Origin of the sequence: Acidovorax sp. (assembly GCF_046339755.1) — a bacterium.
Classification (GTDB): Bacteria; Pseudomonadota; Gammaproteobacteria; order Burkholderiales; family Burkholderiaceae_C; genus Acidovorax.
The window spans coordinates 1-18,288 of sequence record NZ_JBKDTZ010000403.1 but is presented as its reverse complement, the minus strand read 5'-3'; the positions used below and the strand labels follow the sequence as shown (position 1 = coordinate 18,288).

Annotated in this window: 12 protein-coding genes and 1 pseudogene; 4 read left to right on the top strand and 9 right to left on the bottom strand. The window is 67.8% G+C overall.

Features of this window, described 5'->3' with window-relative positions; genetic code table 11:
* A partial coding sequence (locus ACK59X_RS34465) for a 3-oxoacid CoA-transferase subunit B (protein ID WP_409963996.1) occupies nt 1–540 on the top strand: 540 nt, incomplete at its 5' end.
* 101 nt (nt 541–641) lie between these two features.
* Here ACK59X_RS34465 and ACK59X_RS34460 read toward each other — a convergent pair.
* The 8 genes and pseudogenes from ACK59X_RS34460 to ACK59X_RS34425 form a co-directional block, all read right to left on the bottom strand.
* Complete coding sequence (locus ACK59X_RS34460; RefSeq protein WP_409963994.1) at nt 642–935, bottom strand: DUF4148 domain-containing protein; 294 nt, start codon at nt 933–935, stop codon at nt 642–644.
* A 49-nt stretch (nt 936–984) separates the two neighbouring features.
* A complete protein-coding gene (locus tag ACK59X_RS34455; protein ID WP_409963992.1) occupies nt 985–1,278 on the bottom strand; it encodes a DUF4148 domain-containing protein in 294 nt (97 codons plus the stop codon).
* Between the two features lie 243 nt (nt 1,279–1,521).
* The gene (locus tag ACK59X_RS34450; protein WP_409963990.1) at nt 1,522–6,201 is read right to left on the bottom strand and encodes an Ig-like domain-containing protein; all 4,680 of its coding nucleotides are present in this window, start codon (nt 6,199–6,201) and stop codon (nt 1,522–1,524) included.
* Between the two features lie 198 nt (nt 6,202–6,399).
* A complete protein-coding gene (locus tag ACK59X_RS34445) occupies nt 6,400–7,254 on the bottom strand; it encodes a class I fructose-bisphosphate aldolase (RefSeq protein WP_409963988.1) in 855 nt (284 codons plus the stop codon).
* 38 nt (nt 7,255–7,292) lie between these two features.
* The gene (locus ACK59X_RS34440; RefSeq protein ID WP_409963986.1) at nt 7,293–8,300 is read right to left on the bottom strand and encodes an aldo/keto reductase; all 1,008 of its coding nucleotides are present in this window, start codon (nt 8,298–8,300) and stop codon (nt 7,293–7,295) included.
* Nucleotides 8,297–9,331, bottom strand: coding sequence for an ABC transporter permease (locus ACK59X_RS34435; RefSeq protein ID WP_409963984.1), 1,035 nt, complete (start codon nt 9,329–9,331; stop codon nt 8,297–8,299). The genes ACK59X_RS34440 and ACK59X_RS34435 overlap by 4 nt, the downstream gene beginning before the upstream one ends.
* Complete coding sequence (locus ACK59X_RS34430; protein WP_409963998.1) at nt 9,328–10,848, bottom strand: sugar ABC transporter ATP-binding protein; 1,521 nt, start codon at nt 10,846–10,848, stop codon at nt 9,328–9,330. The genes ACK59X_RS34435 and ACK59X_RS34430 overlap by 4 nt, the downstream gene beginning before the upstream one ends.
* Nucleotides 10,849–10,859: 11 nt before the next feature.
* A pseudogene (locus ACK59X_RS34425) lies at nt 10,860–11,906 on the bottom strand (substrate-binding domain-containing protein).
* Nucleotides 11,907–12,086: 180 nt separating this feature from the next.
* Between ACK59X_RS34425 and ACK59X_RS34420 the strand changes: the two are divergent.
* Genes ACK59X_RS34420 through ACK59X_RS34410 form a run of 3 tightly spaced genes read left to right on the top strand, consistent with a single transcriptional unit; the run spans nt 12,087 to nt 16,157 of the window.
* Nucleotides 12,087–13,631, top strand: coding sequence for an FGGY family carbohydrate kinase (locus ACK59X_RS34420; RefSeq protein WP_409963982.1), 1,545 nt, complete (start codon nt 12,087–12,089; stop codon nt 13,629–13,631).
* Nucleotides 13,628–15,400, top strand: coding sequence for a glycerol-3-phosphate dehydrogenase/oxidase (locus tag ACK59X_RS34415; protein ID WP_409963980.1), 1,773 nt, complete (start codon nt 13,628–13,630; stop codon nt 15,398–15,400). The genes ACK59X_RS34420 and ACK59X_RS34415 overlap by 4 nt, the downstream gene beginning before the upstream one ends.
* A 1-nt stretch (nt 15,401) precedes the next feature.
* On the top strand, nt 15,402–16,157 hold the full coding sequence (locus ACK59X_RS34410; RefSeq protein WP_228896140.1) for a GntR family transcriptional regulator: 756 nt from the start codon (nt 15,402–15,404) through the stop codon (nt 16,155–16,157).
* 14 nt (nt 16,158–16,171) lie between these two features.
* On the opposite strand, the gene ACK59X_RS34405 is transcribed toward ACK59X_RS34410, so the two are convergent.
* On the bottom strand, nt 16,172–18,052 hold the full coding sequence (locus tag ACK59X_RS34405; RefSeq protein WP_409963979.1) for a DUF1963 domain-containing protein: 1,881 nt from the start codon (nt 18,050–18,052) through the stop codon (nt 16,172–16,174).
* Between the last annotated feature and the right edge of the window lie 236 nt (nt 18,053–18,288).

Here is an 18,288-nt window from a genome sequence, read left to right as displayed (position 1 = left end):
CACGTGCCCGACCACATCGAGGTCTGGCTGCAAAGCGAAAACGGCATGCTGGGCATCGGCCCTTTCCCGTACGAAGACGAGGTGGACGCCGACCTGATCAACGCCGGCACGCAGACCGTGACCCCGATCAAGGGCTCGTCCATCTTCGGCAGCGACCAATCGTTCGCCATGATCCGCGGCGGCAAGATCAACCTGTCCATCCTGGGTGCCATGCAGGTCAGCGAAAAGGGTGACCTGGCCAACTGGATGATCCCGGGCAAGATGGTCAAGGGCATGGGCGGCGCCATGGACCTGGTGGCCGGCGTCAAGCGCGTGATCGTGCTCATGGAGCATGTGGCCAAGAAGAAGGACGGCACCGAAGACCTCAAGATCCTGCCCCAGTGCACGCTGCCCCTCACGGGCGTGGGCGTGGTCGACCGCATCATCACCGACCTGGCCGTGCTGGACGTGACGACCGAGGGCCTCAAGCTCATCGAGCTGGCCCCTGGCGTGACGTTCGAGGCCCTGCAGGCCAAGACCGGCGTGACCGTGCTGCAATAAGCAAACAGTCACGAGCCACGAAAAAGGCCGGGGCCCTTGCGGGGCTCCGGCCTTTTGCATGCTGACTGCAGTTGCGGTCTGTAGCCTTGCACGGGTGCTGCTTACAGCACGCCGATCTCGCCCGAAGGGATCTGGCCGGTGCGCACGGCTTCGGCGGCGGCGGCACGCACGGCGGCGCGGTCGGCGGTCGATTGGTAGCTCAGCACGCGGGAGCCGGCGGGCTCGATGCTGTGCGTGCGGGCTTCCACGGCGGCTTCGGCGGCCACTTCGGCGCGGGTCCGGTTGGTCTCGAACTTCAGGGCGAACTGCGAGCTGTCGGCTTCATCGGCATGGGCGCCGAAAGAGGCGAAGGCGGCCAGGGCTGCGACAGAGAGGAAACGGGCGGTGTTGTTCATGGTGGAACTCCAGTCAATGTTCAGAAAACGGGGGACTTGGCGGCGCGGATCACAGGTAACCCTTTTCGCCCGACGAGAGCTGGCCGGTGCGCAGGGCCTTGGCAGCCTCGGCTCGCACGGCGGCGCGGTCGGCCGTCGATTGGTGGGTCACGACGCGGGAGCCAGCAGGCTCGATGCTGTGGGTGCGGGCCGTCACGGCGGCTTCGGCGGCCACTTCGGCGCGGGTTCGGTTGGTCTCGAACTTGAGGGCGAATTGCGAGCCATCGGCCTCGTCGGCGTGGGCGCCGAACGACGCGAGCGCGGCAACGGCGGCGATGGAGAGGAAGCGTGCGGTGGTGTTCATGATGAAATCCTCGGAATCAAAAAAGCGTCTCGAAAAACCGGCCCAGAAACCATTCCTGAACCGGGTTCGGTGAGTCGCCATGCGGGTTCGGCTCATCGATGGGTTGAACTGTACGCCGCATGCGTTCAGGGAAAAACCACTTAGTCGCGAACTGACTGTTCCAGTTTTGAAAACAGTAATGGGCGTAAAAAAGCCCGCGCTGCATATGCAGCCGCGGGCTTTTGGAAGAGCGCCGTCAGGCGCTCAGGGCAACTGCGTCCAGTTCTGGTTGTTGCCGCCGTTGCAGGTCCAGGTGAGCAGGGGGATGTCCTGCGTGGTCGAGTTGTTGGGCACGTCGAGGCAGGCGCCCGAGGCTCGGTTGCGCAGCGTCGATCCCGCCAGCGTCCACTGCGCTGTGTTGCCCACCGTGCAGGCCAGTTGCACTACGCCCGCACCGCTGGTGGCCGCACTGTCCTGCGCCAGGCACAGGTTGCTGTGCTTGGCCACCAGCTGCACATAGCCCCCCGCGAGATTGCGCACCGTGAAGGTCTCGTTGTTGGCCGTGCCGCAGGGCCACTGGATCGCGACCGCGCCGCTGGCGGCCGAGGCCCCGCGGATGTTCACGCACAGGCTGCTGTGGCTGGAGCGCAGGCGCGTGGTGTACTCGGCCGCCGTGTCCAGCGAGCGCACGTAGTCGGCCAGGGCCAGCCGGTCGGCCGCAGGCAGGCCGGCCACGTTGCCGTGGCCGCCGGCGAGCACGTCCGCCACGCTGGCTTTCTGGCCGTTGTGCAGGTAGGACTTGGCGGCCCAACTGCCCAGCAGGGTGGGCGTGTCGAAGCCCACGCCAGCCAGTGGCTGGTTGGCGCCCTTGCCCGATGATGCCTGGATGCTGCCCACGTCGTGCCGGAGGCCGTCCTGGAAGGTGCCGCCCGCATGGCAGCTGGCGCAGTTGGCGTTGGCGAACAGGGCCTGGCCGCGCGCGGCCTCCCCCGTGAGGCTGCCCTCGGCCGCGCGCGCCGGGCTGCGCAGGTACTTGTTCAGCGAGGCGAGATAAGCCGCCAGGTCGTCGAGCTGCGCATTGCGGCCGGCCTTGGGGGCGCCCAGCGGGTCGCTGGTGGCAGCAAAGTCCGCATCGCTCAGGAAGCCGGTGCCGCCGAAGGCGCTGCGCATGTCGTTCTCGAAGTCCTGCACCTCGTCGAAGTTGGCGCTCCAGTGCAGTTTGCCGTGGCCGGTGCCTCGCCGGCCCTGCAGGCTGATGGTTCGGCGCAGGCCCTCGCCGCGCTGGGTGAAGTCCCAGACCATGCCGTCGTCGCCGCCATCGGCGTGGCAGCTCGCGCAGGACATGTAGTTGTCCTTGCTCATGCGCCGGTCGGCCGCGTTGTAGAACACCAGCTTGCCGCGCAGCGCCGAGGCAGCCAGGGGCTCCTGCGCCACGGTGGCCACGTTCTGCAGGAACACCGCCGCCGCGCTGCGCGAGGCCAGCACGTCGGCCACGTCGTGCACGGTGACCGAGCGCGCCAGGAAGTTGTTCACGAACAGCCGCTTGCGTGCAGCGTCCAGGTACAGGCCGTGGGGCGCGCTGCTGGCGTTGATCTCGCCGCGCACGGCGCGGGTGTAGGCATCGACGATGGCGACGTTGTTGCCCTCCATCTGCGCGACGAACAGGTAGTCGCCCGCAGGCGAAAACAGGGCGGCGCGTGCCGGTGCCCGGTCGTCGAAGTCGATCTGCTCGGGCAGCAGGTGCATGGCCGCTGACAGGTCCACCTGCGAGAGGATGGAGCGCACCGTCTGGTCGTGGAGCAGGTCGGTCCCCTCGCGGAAACGGCCACGCACGATGTTGTCCTTCTTGCCCGGCAGCACCGCGCGCGAGCCATCGGGCGAGATCACCACCTGGCTCAGGTAGTTGGCCACGCCGCGCGCGCTGTTCTCGGTGTCGATCGTGGTGGTGTCCACCGGCAGGGCGATGGTGGACAGCAGGCCCATGGTGCTCAGGCCCACCTTGTGCAACTGCCCGCCCGTCATCTTGGACTTGAAGCGCGTGACGTAGACCGTCTGCGAATCGGCCGCCACGGCGATGCCGCGCAAATCGCCCTCCAGCGCCACGGTGCCCGTGGTGCTGCCATTGGCCGGGTCGAAGGCGACCAGCGTGGACTTGCTCTCCAGCGTCAGCAGGCCCTTGCTGCCATTGGGCGTGAAGGCCACGCCGTAGGGACCGCTGCCGTAGGCCAGGTTCACCGTGGCCGAGATGCTGCCGTCGGTGGGGTTCAGCGCCACGAGCTTGTCTTCGCCCTGCACCGTGACCCAGATGCGGCCGTCCGGCGCGCGGGCCAGGGTCTTGGGCTCGTCGCCCACACGGGTTTCCCAGCGCTTGGTCAGGGACTGGGCATCGATGGCGGCCACCGTGCCGCTGTCGGGGTTCACGGCATAGACACTGTTGGCATCGCCCACGATGTTGCTCGAGTGCGTGGGCGCCGTGGCCGTCACCGGGAAGGTCACGGTGACGTTGTAGGTGTAGAAGGTCTCCTGCCCCGCGGCATTGCGTACCGTCAGCGTCACCGTGTAGTGGCCGGGGCGGTTGTAGCTGTAGGTGGTGTTGGACTGTGACGAGAAGGCGGTCTGCGTGCCGTTGCCGAAGTTCCAGCGGTAGGTGACGCCGGTGTCGCCGCCCAGACGGGTGGGGGCGAAGTTCAACTGCCCGTTCACCAGTTGCGGCCCGCCGCTCACGCCGGCATCGCCGATGATGGCCTGCGAGCGCAACTGCGCCACGTCCGCATCGCTGAGCACGCGCCCGTAGACCCGCACGTCGGCCAGGCTGCCGCGGAAGAAGTCGGTGTTGCCCTGTATCTGACCGAGCAGCGCGAACTTGTTGGACAGGCCCTTGGTGCCCGTGAGGCCGGTGGAGCTGGTCTTGGTGCCGTCGATGTACAGCGTCTGAGCGCCCGAGGCGGCGTCGCGCGTCATCACCACGTGGTGCCAGTTGCCATCGTTCACGGCGGCGGTGGAGCGGGTGCCGGGGTTGTCGGCCGCCACGTTGCCCACCGAGAGATTGAGCCGCCCGGTGTTGTCGATCCAGCCCCAGAACACGTCGTCGGCCCCGCCCGACTGGTCGCGGCCGAAGAGGCCGGGCGCCGTCCAGGCGTTGGCCGACCCGGCCTGCGTGGTCTTCATGTAGAAGGCCAGCGAGGCCGTGCCGCCCAGGGCCGTGGCCACGCTGTCGTTCTTGAGCGGCACGCCGCCCGTGCGCTGCGCGAAGTTCAGGCCGATGCTGCCGAACTGGTCGGCCGCCGAGGCCGTGCCGTTGTTGGCACCGATCTCGTCGGTCAGGGTGGTCGACAGCGGCCAGTGGTTCATCAGGCTGATGTCGGTGGCGTTGCCGGTGTGGAACACCGCCTTGTACTCGGCTGCGATGCCGTTGCCCGCATAGTCCTTCACGCCACCGGCCGTGAGCACGATCTCGTAGCTGGTGCCGGCCGTCAGGGGTTGCGTGGGGTGGAAGTTGATGATGCCCAGCTGCACGCTGTAGGTGCCGGCCAGCGCATTGCCATTGACAGGGCGCACGATGAAGGTGGCGGCATTCACGCTCTCGGGCCGGATGCTGTCCGTGAGGCCCACGCCGATGCGCGAGGTCAGCGCCTGCTGCTTGGCGCCGTTGGCGGGCGAGGTCTGCTTGACGGCCGGCGGCGTGGTGTCGGGCGCCGTCTGGTGCACGATGAAGCCGCTGCCCGAGCCATGGTCGTTGCCGATGAACAGCAGGTTGCCCATGGGCGCCACCTGGCCGTGGTCGGAGTGCGAGTACTCGGGGTCGTTGGTGGCGAACAGGCTGCCCTGGCCCACTTCCACGTGGTTGAGCGGGTTGCTCACGTCCACCTTGTGCACTTTGAATTGCGCGCCCTGGAACACATAGTGGTCCTGTGTGCCGCAGTACAGCTGCTCGTCGATGACCAGGCGGTTGTCCTCCACCACGAACTGCGTGCGGTCCAGCAGGTCGTAGCTGTACATCCTGGCGCCGCCGCCGCGGGCTGATGCGTGCAGGTTGCGGCCGTCGAAGCAGGTGGCATAGTAGTTGGGGTTGGAACCCACGGTGTCCAGCACCTTGGGGTTGAGCGGGTCGGAGATATCCAGGCTGGCAAAGCCGTCGGTGTTGTCCATCGAGGAGAGCACCATGTGGTTGCCCATGGTGAAGATGGGCCCCACGCGAAAGCCGCCGAGCTCGCCCGTGGGCACCGGGTTGGGCTTGCCTGCGCCGCGGTTGGCGATGACGGCATTGGCCGGGTCGGTGGCGTCCACGATGTACACGCCGTCGTTGGCCGAGGCCACGTACACATAGGGCGCCTGCCACCACAGCTGCCAGGCCACATTCGTGTAGTCACCGCCATTCACGGTCGGCAGCGAGAGCTTCTTGACCTGCTGGATGTTGTTGATGTCGGTGAAGTCCCAGAACTCGATGCCCTTGATGCTGGGCACCACCACGTACTGTTTGCCACCGATCTTGGCCGTTCCGAAGGCGTGTGCCTCGCGGAACTCCTTGGTGCGCCCTTCGGGCTCGTAGATCTTCTTGACCAGCACGATGGCGCGCGGGTTGGACACGTCGTAGAGCAGAAAGCCCCCGGGGCCCAGGCCGCTGTCGGGCGCGAAGGAGGTCAGGAAATAGCCGTTGAGCATGATGCCCACGTTCAGCCCGTAGTCCTTGCGGCCGGGGTAGGTGGCCGGCACGTCGCCCGAGGCGCGGGTGATCATGGAGACCGGCTTGAACAGCTCGGCCGAGGTGTAGGTGAGATTGCCCAGACCCGGCCCCTGCAGCGGGAGCGGAACCTCGGCGGCCTGCGTGACCGCAGCCGCCATGGTGGTGAGCGTGGTCATGGGGTTGACCCCCGTGATCGCCGCATGCGTGAGCAAGGTGGCGAACGGCAGCAGCAGTGCCATCAGGTAATACCGGATTTTCATCGTCGTCTCCTGTTTGTGTGGTCCTTGGCGGACCTTCTTCCTCGATCTTTCCGACAGCCCGGCGCCGGCGTGCGCAGGCACGCCGGGCCGGTGGCATCGCCGCCACCGGCCGCAGGGCTCTTTCTCCTGGACTCCCTCTTTTCCTTCTCTGTGCCCGTCAGTGCGCAGCCTTCTGAGCGGCTTGCCTTCTTCTTCGCGTCAGGACGCGTGTGTCCCGGTGCTGTAGATATCCCACGCGGCCGCGGCGCTGGCGCCGCGGTGGATCATGGCCATCAGCGCATCGACCACGGCAGAGGGCTTGGCATGCTGGTAGACGTTGCGCCCGTAGACCATGCCCACGGCGCCCTGGTCGAGCAGCACGCGCGAGCGCGCGAACACCTGCTGCAGGTCTTCGCGGCCGCCGCCGCGCACCAGCACCGGGCAGCGCGCGGCCTGCACCACGCGGTGGAATTCGGCCGGGTCGGTGGTCGGGTCGGCCTTCACGATGTCGGCTCCCATCTCACGCGCCAGGCGCACCAGGGTGACGATCTTCTGGGCGTCCCCATCGACCATGTAGCCGCCCTGCTCGCTGTGCGGGCGCATCACCAGCGGCTCGATCATCAGCGGCATGCCATAGCGGTCGCAGTCGGCGCGCACGCGCGCGATGTTCTGCACGCACTGGCGGAACAGGTCAGGTTCATTGGGCAGCATGAACAGGTTGACCACCACGCAGGCGGCGTCGCGCTGCACGGCCGGCAGCACCGGGTCGTGCTCGTTCTGCAGCACCGCCCACATCACGCGGTGGGCCGTGGCGTTGTAGGGGTTGCCCATATCGATGCGCATCACCAGCGCGGGCTTGTCGCGGCCCGGGCGGTCCTGCAGCAGGTCGGCCTGGCCGTAGTTGAGCTGGATGGCATCGGGCGCGGCGGCCACGAGCTTGTCCATCACCTGGGGCATGTCCTCCAGGCCGTTGAGGAAGCTCGGTTCGTTGCACACGCCATGGTCGAGCGCGATATCGAGGCAGCGGCCATTGGTCAGCAGGCGGTTCAGCCGTGCGGTCTTGTCTTTCGACATACGAAGAAATCCTTGGGTTGAGAAGGGGTGGATACGGGTCAGGCCAGGGCCTTCAAATGGGCACTGGCGGCATCGTCGATGCGCTGCACGGCTTCCTCGGGCAGGTCCAGTGCCCCTGCGGTGGCGTTCTCGGTGGCCTGCGCCCGCGTGCGCGCACCGCACAGCGCGACCGACACGCTGCCACTGGCCAGCGTCCAGGCGATCATCAGTTGGCCGAAGGAGCAGCCGAACTGCCGGCGCAGGGGCTCCAGCTCGTCGAAGAAGGCCTTCAGCCGGCCGCGGTTGGCCGCGCTGAAGCGCGGGTTGCTGGCACGCTGGTCATCGCCGGTGAACTCGCGGGACGGGTCGATGGGTCCTGCCAGCAGGCCCAGCGCCAGCGAGGAATAGCCCAGGATGGCGACTTTGTTGCGGCCGCACAGGGGCAGCAGGGTCTGCTCGATCTCGCGGTCGATCAGGCTGTAGCGCTCCTGCGCGGCATCCACGGGGCCGTGGCGCAGGTATTCGGCCAGCGTCGGCGCGTCCACATTGCTCACGCCGATGGCGCGGATCTTGCCCTGGCGCTTGAGTGTGAGCAGTGCGTCCATGGTTTCCTCCACCGGCGTGGTGCTGTCCTGCCAGTGGGTGATGTACAGGTCGATGTAGTCGGTCTGCAGGCGCTTGAGGCTCTCCTCGGCCTCGTGAAAGATCGATGCCCGGCCCAGGTGGCGGTGCACGGGGTGGCCGTCCTCGTCGAAGAAGTGCGTGCCCTGCTGCGTGTGCCAGACCAGGCCGCACTTGGTGGCGATCACTGCCTCATGGCGGCGGCCCTTGAGCGCGGCACCGACGAGCTGCTCGGAGGCACCCAGGCCATAGGCTGGCGCGGTGTCGATCAGCGTCACCCCGGCGTCGAGCGAGGCGTGGATGGCCTCGGTGGCGGCGGCGCTGTCCTGCCCACCCCACATCCAGCCGCCCATGGCCCAGGTCCCCAGGCCAATGGCCGAGCACTGGATGCCCGAAGGGCCCAGGGTGGTGGTCTTCATGGCGGGGTTCATCATCACGGCATTCATCGCTTGGTCTTTCGGGTGTTCATGAGGTGGTCGATGGTCACGGCAGCCAGCAGGATCAGGCCCTTGATCACGTCCTGCCAATAGGGCGACACGTCCAGCAGGATCAGCGAGCTGGTTACCACCGAGAGCAGGGCCAGGCCCAGCACGGCGCCCAGCACCGTGCCCGAGCCGCCCTTGAGGCTGGCACCGCCGATCACGGCTGCGGCGATCACGTTGAGCTCCATGCCCACGCCGAAGGTCGGCGTGGCCGCGCCGAAGCGCGCGGTGTAGATCACGCCCGCCAGGCCGGCCGAGGCCGCGCACAGCACCGTGACCCAGAACTTCACATGGCCCGTGCGGATGCCCGAGTACAGCGCCGCCTTCTCGTTGCTGCCGGTGTAGAACACCCGGCGCAGCAGGCTGGCGCGGCGCAGCACGAAGTCGCTGACCACCACGATGGACAGGAAGATCAGGATCACCGCAGGGATGCCGAACAGGTTGCCCTGGCCGATGAACTTGAACGAGGCCGGCAGCGAGAACAGCGATTGCGGCGTGCCCTGTGTGAGCGCCAGGCACAGGCCGCGCACGATGACCATGAAGGCCAGCGAGGCGATGAAGTGGTTCAGCCCGATGCGCACCACACAGCCACCGATCATGGCGCCGATGAGGGCGCTGGCCGCTATCGCGATGAGCCCGGCCGTCCATGGGTCCAGGCCCATCAGGAACAGCTTGCCCGTGACCACCATGGCAAAGCACACCACCGAGCCCACCGACAGGTCGATGCCGCCCACGATCAGCAGGATGGTCATGCCCACGACCACGATGCCCTCGATGGAGAAGGACAGCAGCATGGCGCGGATGTTGTCCCAGGTCAGGAAGTAGGGCGAGGCGAAGCTCATGCCCACGCACAGCGCGAGGATGATGACCAGCAGGCCCATCTCGCGCATGCTGGTGAGTTTGGGGACCCCGGGTTTTCCGGGCCCTCCGGGTGCCTCGCGCGGCGGCTGCAGGCCGGCGACGGAGCCGGCGTCCAGTTGAGCGGGGTGATTCATGCCATTTCCTCTTGTCGTGATTCCAGTCCCGAGGCCAGCCGCAGCAGGGCCTCTTCCGTCATGTACTTGCCTTGCACTTCGCCCGCGACGCGGCCGTCACGGATCACCAGGGCCCTGTCGCACAGCCCGATGATCTCGGGCAGCTCCGAAGAGATCACCACCACGCCCACGCCCTGGCAGGCCAGGTCGCGCAGGATGTGGTGGATCTCCGACTTGGCGCCCACGTCCACGCCGCGCGTGGGTTCGTCCATCAGCAGCACCGCGGGGTTGGTGGCCAGCAGCTTGGCAATGGCCACCTTCTGCTGGTTGCCGCCCGAGAGGCTGGCCACCTCGATCTGCACGCCATCGGACTTGAGCTTCAGGCGCGCGCCCAGCTCCTGCGCCAGCCGGTGCTCGGTCGCACGCTGCAGCAGGCCGAAACGCGAGCTCACGCGCGCCAGCGCCATCGAGGCGATGTTCTGCGCGATCGGCAGGTCCAGGTAGACGCCTGCGGCCTTGCGGTCCTCGCTCAGGTAGGCGATGCCTGCACGCAGCGCATCGCTGTACTTGCGGATCGAGAGCGCCTTGCCGTTGAGGTACACGCTGCCGCCGGTGGCGGGGCGCAGGCCGCACAGGGTCTGCGCGAGTTCGCTGCGCCCGGCGCCCATGAGCCCGGCGATGCCCAGGATCTCGCCGCGCTGCACGGTGAACGAGACCCCGTGCACGCGTTCGCCATCGGCCAGGCCGCTGACTTGGAGCACCGGCCCGCCGCGGTCCGCATCCTGCTGCTTGGGCGGGTAGTAGTTGCCCAGGTCGCGCCCGACCATGCGGCGCACCAGCGCGTCGGCATCGAGCTCCGACAGGGGCCCCGAATGCACGTTGCGGCCATCGCGCAGCACCGTCACGCGCGTGCAGTGCGCAAAGATCTCGGCCATGCGGTGGCTGATGTAGATGATGGCTATGCCCTGGTCCTTGAGGTCGTGCAGCACCCGGAAGAGGGCGGCCGACTCGTTGTCCGTGAGCGCGGCGGTGGGCTCGTCCAGGATCAGCACCTTGCAGTCGAGCGTGAGCGCCTTGGCGATCTCGATCAGCTGCTGGCTGGAGATGGGCAGGTCGCCCACGCAGGCCGCGGGGTCGATGTCCTGGCCCAGGCGCCGGAGCACCTGGGCGGCGCGCGCGTTCAGGCCGGCGTAGTCCATCCATGCCTGCCGGCCGGCGTTGATCTCGGGCATGAAGATGTTCTCGGCCACGGTGGCGTCGGCGCACAGGGCGATTGCCTGGTGCACCAGGCCGATACCCAGGCGCATGGCCTGGGCTGGTCCATCGATGGTGACCACGCGGCCGTCGAGCGTTATCTCGCCCGCGTCCGGCTGGTGGATGCCATCGATGATGTTCATCAGCGTGGACTTGCCCGCGCCGTTCTCGCCGCACAGGGCGTGGATCTCGCCCGCCTGCAGCGAGAAGTCCACGCCCGAGAGCGCATGCGAAGCGCCAAAGCGCTTGCAGATGCCGCGCAACGCGAGCAGGGGGGCGCCCATGGTGGTGGTGCTCACTCGCTGATGCCCTTGGTGCCGCGGCGCGCGAGGTACTTGTCCCAGTAGAAGTCGTCGGCATTGGCCTTGCTGACCACGGCCAGGCCGTTGTCCAGGAAGGGCACGGCCATGGGGTTGGTGCCGTTGCGCTTGGCGTCGTTCATCGGGTCGATGAGGCCGGGGTTCTTGGCCAGGAACAGCATCATCATGCCCATGTAGCCCTGCATGCCCTGGTTGGGGTTGATGGCACCGAACACATCGCCGGACTTGATCATGTCCAGGATCTTGGCGTTCACGTCGCAGCACATCACCTTGATGTTCTTCTTGGTCTCGACCTTGGCCTGGGCCGCACCCAGGGCCGAGTTGGCCTCGGGCATGAACAGCGCGCCCAGATTGGGGTTGGCCTGCGCCAGGCTCTGCACGGCCTGGTAGGCCTTGTTCGGGTCCTGGTTGCTGGCGGCGCGGCCCACCAGCTTCATGCCGGGGTGCTTGGTCTTCATGCGGTTGATGAACGCGGCGATGCGGCGGTCGTGGTTGTCCTGGCCGGGGTTTTCCAGCACGGCGAACTCGCCCTTGCCGTTCATCGACGCGGCGATGGCGTCGGCCGCCTGGTTGCCTTCGCGCTCATTGTCCGAGGTGATGAAGGAGGAGCGCTAGGAGTTGGGCGAGTCGGCCGCGAAGGTGACCACCGGGATCCCCATGGCCGCGGCGCGGTTGATGGGCTCGATGAAGGGGTCGGGGTTCATCGGGTGCAGCAGGATGCCGGCGGGCTTGCGTGCCAGCTCCTGCTCGAACGAGGCCAACTGCTTGTTCACGTCGTACTCTGGCGTGCCGGTGTAGCGGGTGCGCACGCCCAGGGTGCGGCCCAGCTGCTTCATCATTTCATAGACCGGGAACCAGTACTCCACACCCGAGACCATGACATTCATCACATAGACGTCGCTGGGGTTGCCACGCAGTCCACCCGCGGCGGCAGGGGTTGCTGCAGGCTGCTGTGCGAATGCGCTGGTGCCGGCCAAGCCGATGCCGGCGGCTGCTGCGGACTTCAGGAAATTACGCCTCATTTTTGTCTCCTCTTGTTGAACGGTGCAGCATGTGCTGCTGCTTTCTCCAGGGCTGGGATGGGGTGCTTGTTGTCACGACAGTTGTTATGACAGGTAGAATGTAAACGTGGATCGAGCAGCCAGATAGTTAGGGGAAACACTACTGGATATGCCTGCTGGTTCGGCGGAAGCTGTTATGACATGAAGACCCAACTATTGATCGGCATCGACCTCGGGTCGAGCAGCCTCAAAGCCCTGGCCCTGGAGGCCGCGAGCGGCCGCACCGTGGCCCTGTCCCGCATGCCCCTGCAGCATGACCGCCTTCCCGGCGGCGGCTGCGAGGTGGCGGCTGCCAATATCCATGCGGCCCTGGCTGCGGTATTGCGCGATGTGGTCCACCAGCTGGGCCGCCGTGTGGACGATGTCCGCGCCATCGGCTGCACCGGGCATGGCGCCGGGCTGTACGCCCTCGATGCCCAGCAGGAGCTGGCCGGCTGCCGCGCCGTGGCATCCACCGACCAGCGCGCCGCGGCGCGTGCCCAGTCGCTGGCAGCCAGCCGGGGGCCGCAATTGCTGGCCGAAGTGGGCTGCCAGCCCTGGCCGGGCCAGCCGACCGTGATCGCCGCCGAGCTGCTGGGCAGCGATGCGGTGCGCAGCGGCGCCCTGCAGCGGCTGATGTTCGCCAAGGACTACGTGGGCTTTCTGCTCACCGGCGAGATCGCCACCGACGCCAGCGATGCCAGCACGGCAGGCCTGCTGTCCGTGGCCACTGGCACCTGGTCGCCGCTGGCCTTTGCCGCCTCGGGCATTGCGGGTCTGGGGCCCCAGGCCTTCGGGCCGCTGGTGCGCAGTGGCGAGGTCATCGGCACGGTGCAAGCGTCGGCGGTGTCGGCCTATGGCCTGCCGGCCGGCATCCCCGTGGCCATGGGAGCCATCGACCTGCTGGCCGCGATGACGGCGGTGCGGGCCGAGGCGCGGGGCCGCGCGGTATCGGTGCTGGGTACCTGGTGCGTCAATGCCGTGATAGGGCCGGTGCTCGAGCCCCGGCCCGATGTGGCGGGCACCGTCAACTTCGGCCCGCAGGATCGGCGCCTGTACATGGAGAACAGCCCATCGTCGATGGCCAACATCGCCTGGCTGGCCGGCGTGCTGGGCCTGCCCGATGCGCGTGCGGTGGTCGACCTGGCGATGTCGGTGCCGCTGGGTGCCGGGGGCCTGCGCTTTCTGCCCTTCGTGAACGGCGGCGGCGGTGTCACTGCGGGTTTTGTGGGCCTCAAAAGCCACCACACGCGCGGCGACATGGCGCGTGCCGTGGTCGATGCAGTGGCGGCGCTGCATGCGCGCCACACCGCCCGGCTGGCGTCGGGCGGGTTGCCGGTGTCGGCATCCACCGTGCTGGGCGGCGGTGCCAGCGACACCCGCCTGGTGCGCCTGCTGGCCGGCCTGCTGGGGCACCCGGTGGAGCGCTGTGCCGACGACGAGACCGGTGCGCGGGGCGCGGCCATCTATGCCGCCCTGTCGCAGGGCATCGATGCCGAAGCCTTGTACGCGCCCTGCGACACGGTCGAACCCGATGCCGGCCAGGCCAGGGCCCATGCAGATTTCAATGCCGACTTCAACGAGCTGATCGCCACCATGTCCCCTGTCTTTGGCCACCTGGCCGGCCCTGCGCCAGAGCGCGCACCCGCACCCGCCATGCCCCTGCCCGCGCCTCTTTCTGTGCAGCAGGTGGAGGCCTTGCAATGAACACCACATCCGCATCGCCTTTCGTGCGCCCCGCCGCCGTGGCTGGGCGCCATTTCTCCACGGTGATCGTGGGCGCCGGCATCAACGGCGTGGGCGTGTTCCGCGACCTGTCGCTGCAGGGCGTGGACTGCCTCATCGTCGACAAGGGTGATTTCAGCGCCGGTGCCAGCAGCGCGCCCTCGCGCATGATCCACGGCGGCCTGCGCTACCTGGAAAGCGGCAGCTTCTCGCTGGTGGCCGAGGCCACGCGCGAGCGCAACCTGCTCTTGCGCAACGCGCCGCACCTGGTGCAGCCGCTCAAGACCGTGGTGCCGCTGTCGAGCTTCTTCGGCGGGCTGATGAGCAGCGCGCTCAAGTTCCTGGGCCGCACGCCGCCCCAGCGCACGCGCGGGCTGCTGGCCGTGGCCACGGGCCTGCGCCTGTACTACCTCTTGGGCCGGCGCCAGCGCGTGATGCCCAACCACCGCATCAGCCGCGTGCAGCCGGCCGACCGCCTGCTGTTCCGCGCGGCCGTGCGCTGGACGGCGACCTTCTTCGACGCCTGGATCAGCCACCCCGAATGGCTGGTGCTGGAGCTGGTGCGCGACGCCTGCCGCGACCAGCCGCGCTCGGCGGCCAGCAACCACTGCCGCGTGATGGGCTGCGCGGGGAAAACCCTCACGCTGCGCGACGAAGTCACGGGCGAGGTGGTGCAGGTGACGGCCGACACGGTGGTCAATGCCAGCGGTGCCTGGCTGGACCGCAGCACCGAACTGCTGGGCGGCGCGGTGCCGCGCGTGATGGGCACCAAGGGCTCGCACCTGGTGCTCGACCATCCCCTGCTGCGCGACGCGCTGGGCGGGCGCATGGCCTATTTCGAGGCGTTGGACGGGCGCGTGTGCATCGTCTACCCCTTCCTGGACCGTGTGCTCGTGGGTTCCACCGACATCCCCGTGGACGACCCCGACCAGATCGCCACCGAACCGGCCGAGGTGGACTACCTGCTGGAGGGGCTGGGCGAGGTCTTCCCCAACCTGGCCTTCGGCCGCCGCGACGTGGTCTACACCTATGTGGGCGTGCGGCCCCTGGCGCGCTCGGACGCCGACAAGCCCGGGCAGATCTCGCGCGACCATTCGGTGGTGATCGATCCGCCGTCCCCGTCGCGCGACATACCCGTCGTGGGCCTGGTGGGCGGCAAGTGGACCACCTTCCGCGCACTGGCCGAGGAAGCCAGCGACGAGGTGCTGCACCTGCTGGGGCGCGAGCGCGCGGCATCGACCCGGCAGCTGCCCATTGGCGGCGGCACCGACATGCCGCAGGGCGCGCAGGCGACCGAGCGCTTCATCGACCGCATCGCCCAGGATTCCGGCCTGGCCCGTGCCCGTGCCCAGGCACTGCTGCGGCGCTACGGTTCCCAGGCCTTGCGCATGGCCCAGCATTTCAAGGTGGCCGGCGACGTGCCGCTGCAGCATGCGCCCGACTACTCGGCGGCCGAGGTGGCCTGGCTGTGCACCGAAACCGGCGTGATCCACCTCGACGACCTGGTGATCCGGCGCACGCTGTTGGCCATCCGCGGCCTCGTCACGGATGCGGCGCTGGCTGAAATGGCGGGCCTCGCGGCACAGGCTTTGGGGTGGGATGCGGGGCGTGCGCGGCTGGAACTGCACAATTGCGCCACCGCACTGCGCGAGCGCCATGGCGTGCGCCTGGCGCCCGCAGCCCCCGATTCCGATGCCGCGCCGGCTTTTCAGGCACCATTGACCATCCATCCGGCCCTGAGCCCGTCCTGACGTGAATGCACCGACCGAACTCCAGCCCCTGCTCGACCGCAACTCCGAATCGCCCCTGTGGGCGCAGTTCCGCGACGCCCTGCGCCTGCAAATACTGCAGGGCGAACTGGCCATCGGCGCCAAGCTGCCGTCCGAGGCCGAACTCGGGGAGCAGTTCGGCATCTCGCGCATCGTGGTGCGCGAGGCCCTGGCCGACCTGGTGCGCAACAACCTGATCTACAAGATCAAAGGCCGCGGCGCCTTCGTGGCGGCGCGCGAGCGCGACGAGGATTTCGTCTCCACCGTGCTCGGCTTCTCCGATGAGATGGAGCGCAAGGGCCGCTCGGTGCGCACCCAGATCCTGTCGCAGCAGCTGCGAGACCCCACGCCGCAGGAGATCAGCGCGCTGGGCCTCACCGACGACACCCAGGTCGTGGCCTTGAAGCGCCTGCGCAGTGTGGATGGCGAGCTGCGCCTGCTGGTGGAAACCGTGGTGCCCGCCGACCTGGCGCCCGGCCTGCACCGCATGCGCCTGGACGACCGCTCGCTGTACGACGTGCTGCGGCGCCAGTACGGCGTGCGCCTGGTGCGCGCCGAGCGCTGGATCGATGCCGTGCTGCCCGACGCCGAGACCTGTGGGCTGCTGCAGCTGGAGACCCCGGAGCCGCTGCTGCGCATCGAATCCATCGCCTACGGCGCCAATGGCCGGCGACTGGAGTACTACAACGCCTTGCACCGCTGCAAATCGAGCCGCCTGCATGTGCAGACGACGACCTGAGCGGCGCAGGGCATTCAGCTTTCGATGAAGGCGAGAACGCGCGAGAAATCGCCCAGGGCCAGGTCCTTGCGGTGGATCGTGAAGGTCAGCGTGCCGGCATCCCCGAACTCGAAACCCGGGTGCTGGTCCGAGCCCAGGCGCAGCAGGTTCACCCACTCGCCGGGGCTGCCGCGCTGCAGTGCCACGGATTGCTCTTCGGGGCTTTCGTGCTGGGTAAAGACAAAGGCGTTCTGCAGATGCACGCCATGCAGTTTGTCCGGGCTGAACGAGAGTTCATCCGCCAACTCTGCATAGGTGTCGCTCAGTGCATCATCCCGATAGATCTCCATGAGGCCCGCATCCTCCCCCGTATAGCGCTCGTGGCCGTTGTACAGGATGGGCAGCGACACGGTGGCATCCACCACGGCCCGGTAGCCTTTGTAGGCCCGCGGCACATCGATATCGTCCACGGAGTCGACCTGCGACCCCCAGGCGTGCGGCACCAGGGCGCTGCGCGGCGAGGTGTCGTGCAGCACGCGCACGCCATCGGACGGGTCCTGGCTCTTGGCAAAGAAGTACAGCCGCCCGGTGCGCGGCAGCCAGCACTGCAGCACGGCCAGGGCGTCCAGGTCCAGCTGCGCATAGAAGTGCCAAGGCTTGCCGTCGGTGGTGGGGTAGGGCAGGCCGGGCGGCAGATCGGGGGCGCCGCCAAAGCGCGTGCCGCCCAGCACCGGCGGCGCATCGGGCTCGGTGGTGCGCCAGCGCAGCGCCTGGCGTGTGTGGCGCAGCAGCACAGGTTCGTGATCCAGCAAGCCGTGCCGAGCCAGGCCGGCATGCAGCATGGCCACATGCGCGGGGCTGCTGCTTGCCAGAAAGGACTCGGCGCTGGTGGCCACCTCGATTTCCGGGCGGTAGCGCATGTCGCGGAACAGCGGCAGGTAGCGCACGTCCACCTGCAGGTTCTCGATGCGGTCAATCGAGGCAGGTAGAGAGGTGAAGGCATTGCCGCTGAGCTTCAGTGCCTTTAGCGATGGCATGTGGCCAATGGCTTCGGGGAGGGTGGTGAGCTGGTTGTAGGCCAGGTCCAGCCGTTCGAGGTGGGGCAACTGGGCGATCCGTTCGGACACGCTGGTGAGCATTCCCGGGGACATGGCCAAGTGGCGCAATTGCCTGAGCTTGCCTATGGCGTCGGGTAGGTGCTGCACGCTGGTGTTCGACAGGTCCAGGCGGGTCAGCTGCTGCAGCGTGCCGATGGCCTCGGGCAGTTCCGTGAAGCGGGCATGGTCCGTGGAGGCGTAGTCCAGGATCAGCGACTCGATGGCGGTGAATGCCAGCACTTCTTCGGGAAACCGGTCCGTCCTGGGCGTTTCCGGCCGCCATTGCTGGCGCAGGGTCAGGTGGCGCACCGTACCGGCGGGCACGGCCTGTGCGGCTTTCAGGCTGTGGAAGTGGCGCGGCTTGGGTCGCACTTCGCCGCGGGGAAAGTGGCGGACCAAATGCAGCGGTGTGCCCTGGATATCGTCATGGTGCTCCTGGCGCAGCACGCCGTGCAGGGCGATGCGGTCCGGGGTCAGCTCGACTTGGCCGAAAAAGCGCAGGCCGTAGGCCACGCCTTGCACGTAGAGGTGGAACGGAGAGTCTGGATCGGTGTGCGGGTAGGAGAACACCTGGTGCGGGTCCCCCGCGCGGTCATCGAAATGGAACAAGCCGCTGGACCACAGGTGCGGTGCAGCGGAACCATCCCAGGCGCGCAGGGCTTCTTGGCCCAAGGTGCCACGCTCTGGTTGGGGCTCGGCCTTGAAATCGAAGCGCATGCCGCCGTCTTCGAAGATCACCTTGGAGTCTGCGGAGAACGAGAACGACGTGGAGCCGATCTGGAAAACGTCCTGGGGCAGGGCAATGGAAGTGCGGGTCATGGCGCGGTCAGGGCTGCAAATATTCCGGCCAATTGTGGCAAACCCGCGCAAGCAAAACGGGCTCCCATAGGGGAGCCCGTTTTGCTTGGGATGTGGGGAAACACTTCCACATGGTGGCGGTGCCCACGACCGTGAAACACCACCACCATGGGAAGGCCCGCAACTGGCGGACCTTGCTATGAAGGCCCTTGTTCTTACAGGGCGCTGATTTCGCCCGAAGGGATCTGGCCGGTGCG

What these genes read in the sequence shown, in the direction of transcription:
- ACK59X_RS34440 (WP_409963986.1), bottom strand. Translation starts at nt 8,300, where the DNA reads ATGAATGCCGTGATGATGAACCCCGCCATGAAGACCACCACCCTGGGC.
- ACK59X_RS34415 (WP_409963980.1), top strand. Translation starts at nt 13,628, where the DNA reads ATGAACACCACATCCGCATCGCCTTTCGTGCGCCCCGCCGCCGTGGCT.
- ACK59X_RS34430 (WP_409963998.1), bottom strand. Translation starts at nt 10,848, where the DNA reads ATGGGCGCCCCCCTGCTCGCGTTGCGCGGCATCTGCAAGCGCTTTGGC.
- ACK59X_RS34445 (WP_409963988.1), bottom strand. Translation starts at nt 7,254, where the DNA reads ATGTCGAAAGACAAGACCGCACGGCTGAACCGCCTGCTGACCAATGGC.
- ACK59X_RS34450 (WP_409963990.1), bottom strand. Translation starts at nt 6,201, where the DNA reads ATGAAAATCCGGTATTACCTGATGGCACTGCTGCTGCCGTTCGCCACC.
- ACK59X_RS34435 (WP_409963984.1), bottom strand. Translation starts at nt 9,331, where the DNA reads ATGAATCACCCCGCTCAACTGGACGCCGGCTCCGTCGCCGGCCTGCAG.
- ACK59X_RS34455 (WP_409963992.1), bottom strand. Translation starts at nt 1,278, where the DNA reads ATGAACACCACCGCACGCTTCCTCTCCATCGCCGCCGTTGCCGCGCTC.
- ACK59X_RS34420 (WP_409963982.1), top strand. Translation starts at nt 12,087, where the DNA reads ATGAAGACCCAACTATTGATCGGCATCGACCTCGGGTCGAGCAGCCTC.
- ACK59X_RS34405 (WP_409963979.1), bottom strand. Translation starts at nt 18,052, where the DNA reads ATGACCCGCACTTCCATTGCCCTGCCCCAGGACGTTTTCCAGATCGGC.
- ACK59X_RS34460 (WP_409963994.1), bottom strand. Translation starts at nt 935, where the DNA reads ATGAACAACACCGCCCGTTTCCTCTCTGTCGCAGCCCTGGCCGCCTTC.